A 3,852-nucleotide genomic window follows, 5' to 3' on the forward strand; every position below is an offset into this window, starting at 1 on the left:
ATCCGCCAGTAACCATTGATGATGTTTACAAGGAAGTTCTTGAGCAGGCAGAGAATTTCAAGAAGTATGCACAGTAAATGAGAGGTGTAAATATAAATATGTTTTATGACGATTTAAATACAGAAGAACAAGTATCATACCTTATTAAACCAATCCTTCAAGTCCTTCAGGAAGCAGGTGGACAGTTAGAGCGTTCTGAAATTAGAGACAGAATTAGTGAGTTAGATGAGCATATTGCTGAATTTGAACAGAAACTATATACATCTAATAAAACAGGAAATCAGTACAAAAAATTTGATTTTAAGTTTAATTTTGCTATTAAAGAGCTTAGTTATGTCGGACTCATATCTTATGTGAAATTCAATCCAAAGATTACACTTACTCAAGATGGAGCAAATGTAGATTTAACAGATTTTGATGTTAAGACAGAAGTAAGGGATAAGGCTCGAAGCTATTGGGAGGAACATTCGACTAAGAACAAATCGAAAAACAAGCCAGTAGAAACACTGGAGGTTGAAGACGAGGAGAATGAATCCACAGATGACGAATTGTTAGATGATTTCAAGGTAAAACTTCAGAGTGCAATCGCTAATATGTCTCCAGCAAAGTTTGAACAATTTTCACGAGCACTTCTTACAAAGATGGGAGTGGAGTTTACCAACAAAGGGGTTCAGGTGTCAAATGATGGTGGTATAGATGGCTATGGATATCACGTAGATGCCGATGATTTTAGAACAACCAGAGTGGTTATTCAGTGTAAAAGATTTAATTCAAATCCAGTGAGTGAGCCGGATATCAATCAATTTCTTGGGGCGATGAACAAATATCAAGCCGATTATGGAGTATTTATTACTAATAGCCGATTTACCAATAAGGCAAGAGAGGCTGCGAGAGAAGGTACGCCGATAACATTGATTGACGGAAATGATTTAATCAGACTGGTTATTAAATATGAATTGTATATAACACCAGTCACAACATATGTATTGGATGGTTTTTATACCGAAGATTGACACTAACGATAGCATAATTTACTCGAAGGAATTTTAGAAGGGAGCATAGAATGATGGCAAAGCAAAAGACCTATATCGCAATTGACCTCAAATCATTCTATGCTTCTGTGGAGTGTAAAGAGCGAAATCGTGACCCTTTGACAACAAATCTTGTGGTTGCAGATAAAAGCAGGACAGAGAAAACCATCTGCCTTGCGGTATCTCCGTCATTAAAAAGTTATGGGATACCCGGCAGACCACGCTTGTTTGAAGTCGTGCAAAAGGTAAAAGAAGCTAATAACAACCGAAGATGGAAAGCACCAAATCGTACATTTACTGGTTCATCTGATGACAGTACAGAATTAAATGCGAATCCAGCATTGGAGATTGATTATATCGTTGCACCACCTCGTATGGCATACTATCTGGAGTATAGCACTAAGATTTACAGTGTTTACTTGAAATACATTGCTCCGGAAGATATATTCCCTTACTCGATTGATGAAGTATTCATAGATGCAACAAATTATCTGAACACCTATCAGATGACTGCAAGGGAACTTGCCATGACGATGATACAGGATGTTTTGAAAACAACAGGAATCACAGCAACAGCCGGAATCGGCACGAATATGTACTTGTGTAAAATTGCGATGGATATCGTGGCAAAGCATATTGAGCCGGACAAGGACGGTGTGCGAATTGCCGAATTGGATGAAATGTCTTACCGCAGACAGCTATGGAATCATAGACCGCTTACAGATTTCTGGAGAGTTGGTAAAGGCTATGCAAAGAAACTGGAAGAACATGGACTTTTTACTATGGGAGATATTGCAAGGTGTTCCATCGGAAAGTCGAATGAACTGTATAACGAAGAACTGCTCTACAAGCTGTTTGGAATCAATGCGGAATTGCTAATTGACCATGCTTGGGGATATGAACCTTGTACGATGGAGCAGGTCAAAGCCTATAAGCCGGAAACCAATAGTGTATGTTCAGGACAGGTACTTCACTGCCCGTATGATTACGAAAAGGCAAAGTTGATTGTAAAAGAAATGACCGACCAAATGGTGCTTGATTTGGTGGATAAAGGACTTGTAACTGACCAGCTTGTGTTGACAATCGGCTATGATATTGAGAATTTAAGTAATCCGAACCTAAAATATCAATACAAAGGCGAGGTTACGATTGACCGATATGGACGCAAAGTTCCAAAGCACGCACACGGAACAGCGAATCTTGAGAAAAAGACTTCCTCTACTCGATTGATTACCAACGCCGTGATGGACTTGTATGACAGGATAGTTGACGAGCATTTGCTTGTACGCAGAATAACAATCACAGCGAATAAACTTGTTGATGAAAAATCCGTCAAGCAGGAAGATGAATACCAGCAACTCGACCTCTTTACCGATTACGAAGCACAGAGGAAGAAGCAGGCGGAGGAAGAAGAAAAATTAGAACGGGAAAGGCGTATGCAAGAAGCAATGCTGAGTATCAAAAAGAAGTTTGGCAAGAATGCTGTGTTGAAGGGAATGAACCTTGAAGAAGGTGCAACCGCCAAAGACCGAAACGAGCAAATCGGCGGTCATAAGGCTTAAACAAACTGAAATTTGAGGAATAAAATATGGGCATATTAGAAATAGTTTTTAATTCAAGAAAATTTGATTTGAATGATAATGTTCTGATGGGATTTGATAATTACTTTGATAAAAAAAGTAAGGATTATAATAGTTTTTGTTTAGACGAAGAAGATATTAATCCTTTACAAAACTTTGTAGCACAGATTAAGTCTGCTGACTCAGATAGTGTAATTTATGTATCTACTTATGGCTATGAAATCACAAATAGTAAAGGAGAAAAATCAACATACGCCGATGCTCTTTGGATTGACACAGTTTTACCTATTTCCCAAATAGAGAGATATATTGAAAAAAGTGGTGTTGCTGAACCAAGTAATATTTCTTTTGTTGGAGATAGTGATGAATGTGGAAACTATAAAGTATGGCTTATAGCTCAGGAAGAGAATAATCCTCGTATTATAGAGCTGACTGACCGCAAGAAGATAGACCATATGATAATATTATATTGGGATTGATAAGTTATAAAATTCCCATTTATTGGGAAGTCGCTGAGAACGAAAAATCGAAAGTTATGGAGGTACTTTATGAACGAGAGAGAAAAAATTATCCGATTATGGTTTGATATGTGGATTAAGAAAGCAGATTTAGGAATTGACAATATTTTTACAGATGATGTTGTATATACTGAGAGTTGGAGTCCTAAATATGAAAACCGCAAAACGGTAAAGCACTGGTTTGACGAATGGAATACACGCGGAAGTGTTCTTGTCTGGGAGATTAAGCAATTTTTTCATCAAGGAAATCAAACAATCGTGGAGTGGTATTTTAAAAGCAAAATGAATAATGGAAATGTTGAAGAATTTGACGGAATATCTTTAATTGTATGGACACAGGATAACAAAATAAAATCATTAAAAGAGTTTGGTTGCAATCTTCATAATTACAATCCATATCGAGATAGTGATATTCCCGTATTTCGAGAAGAAAAAGCAAATTGGTTTTGAGAGGACTATAAATTCAAGTTTGTCGAGCAAAGGAGGTGCTGTAACAGATGGATGAACATTCCTATGACGATATAATCAATCTGCCGAATCCGACATCGAAGAACCATCCTCGTATGTCACTTCACGACAGAGCAGCACAGTTTGCACCTTTTGCGGCACTTACAGGACACGATGCAGCCATTAAAGAGACTGCAAGGCTAACAGATGAACGGTTAGAGTTAAGCGATGAAGTCATTATGAAATTAAATGACCAATTAAATATGATTAGAGATA

The 3,852-nt window shown here is 37.5% G+C and carries 4 protein-coding genes and 1 pseudogene; all 5 read left to right on the forward strand.

Features of this window, described 5'->3' with window-relative positions; translation table 11 throughout:
• Positions 1–98: 98 nt before the first annotated feature.
• Positions 99–1,013: a restriction endonuclease gene (locus ACLU24_RS14430; protein ID WP_227064771.1), complete on the forward strand. Its 915-nt coding sequence runs from the start codon at positions 99–101 to the stop codon at positions 1,011–1,013.
• Positions 1,014–1,066: 53 nt separating this feature from the next.
• On the forward strand, positions 1,067–2,593 hold the full coding sequence (locus ACLU24_RS14435) for a Y-family DNA polymerase (RefSeq protein WP_044904903.1): 1,527 nt from the start codon (positions 1,067–1,069) through the stop codon (positions 2,591–2,593).
• Positions 2,594–2,619: 26 nt separating this feature from the next.
• Positions 2,620–3,090, forward strand: a complete 471-nt coding sequence (locus ACLU24_RS14440; protein WP_412613342.1) for a hypothetical protein — start codon at positions 2,620–2,622, stop codon at positions 3,088–3,090.
• 69 nt (positions 3,091–3,159) lie between these two features.
• A complete protein-coding gene (locus ACLU24_RS14445; protein WP_003864537.1) occupies positions 3,160–3,579 on the forward strand; it encodes a nuclear transport factor 2 family protein in 420 nt (139 codons plus the stop codon).
• A gap of 47 nt (positions 3,580–3,626) precedes the next feature.
• Positions 3,627–3,852, forward strand: a pseudogene (locus tag ACLU24_RS14450) (hypothetical protein); the annotation flags it as partial.

The organism is Pseudoruminococcus sp. (genome assembly GCF_047012705.1).
Taxonomy (GTDB): domain Bacteria; phylum Bacillota; class Clostridia; order Oscillospirales; family Acutalibacteraceae; genus Pseudoruminococcus.

Bases quoted from the DNA above. Each gene is read 5' to 3' on its own strand.
- ACLU24_RS14430 (WP_227064771.1), top strand. From the start codon at position 99: ATGTTTTATGACGATTTAAATACAGAAGAACAAGTATCATACCTTATT.
- ACLU24_RS14445 (WP_003864537.1), top strand. From the start codon at position 3,160: ATGAACGAGAGAGAAAAAATTATCCGATTATGGTTTGATATGTGGATT.
- ACLU24_RS14440 (WP_412613342.1), top strand. From the start codon at position 2,620: ATGGGCATATTAGAAATAGTTTTTAATTCAAGAAAATTTGATTTGAAT.
- ACLU24_RS14435 (WP_044904903.1), top strand. From the start codon at position 1,067: ATGGCAAAGCAAAAGACCTATATCGCAATTGACCTCAAATCATTCTAT.